Genomic DNA, 652 nt, shown 5'->3' on the forward strand with positions numbered 1-652 from the left:
CCGGAACCTCATGCCTGCGCGCGCTGCCCGGCGTGTTCGCGGCGGGTGAAATGCTGGATTGGGAGGCCCCGACAGGCGGCTTCCTGCTGCAGGGCTGTATGGCGACGGGCCGCATGGCGGGCGAAGGCGCGTGGGAGTGGTTGCGGGACTCGCGGCATGGACTGTATCCCTCAGCGCCATGAGTGTTGCGATCACGATCGGGGAACGGCGCGGGGCCATTGCCGGGGATGCCCCGGTAACCATGGATCTGGCTGAACTGCTGTCCACCCGCCTGCTGGTGCAGGGCAATTCCGGCTCGGGCAAGTCCCACCTGCTGCGCCGCCTGCTGGAGCAGTCGGCCCGGACGGTGCAGCAGGCGATCATCGACCCGGAGGGCGATTTCGTCAGCCTGGCCGACCGCTACGGCCATCTGGTCATCGACGCCGCCGAACATACCGAAGCAGCCCTGCAGGCGGCGGGTGAACGCATGCGCGTGCATCGCGCCTCGGTCGTGCTGAACCTTGAGGGCGTGGACGTGGAGGTGCAGATGCGCCGCGCCGCGGCCTTTCTGGGCGGTATGTTCGAAGTACAGCGGGATTACTGGTATCCCGTGCTGGTGGTGGTGGACGAGGCCCAGCTTTTCGCTCCCGCCGCCGCGGGCGAGGTGACGGAT

At 68.3% G+C, this 652-nt stretch carries 1 protein-coding gene and 1 pseudogene; both read left to right on the plus strand.

Annotated elements, in window-relative coordinates; genetic code table 11:
- Positions 1-182 (plus strand): annotated as a pseudogene (locus JCM25156_RS26570) (NAD(P)/FAD-dependent oxidoreductase); the annotation flags it as partial.
- Positions 179-652 (plus strand): helicase HerA domain-containing protein (locus tag JCM25156_RS26575; RefSeq protein WP_034961641.1); only part of this gene is annotated, 474 nt, incomplete at its 3' end. The pseudogene JCM25156_RS26570 and the gene JCM25156_RS26575, both read left to right, overlap by 4 nt.

The organism is Komagataeibacter kakiaceti JCM 25156 (genome assembly GCF_000613305.1).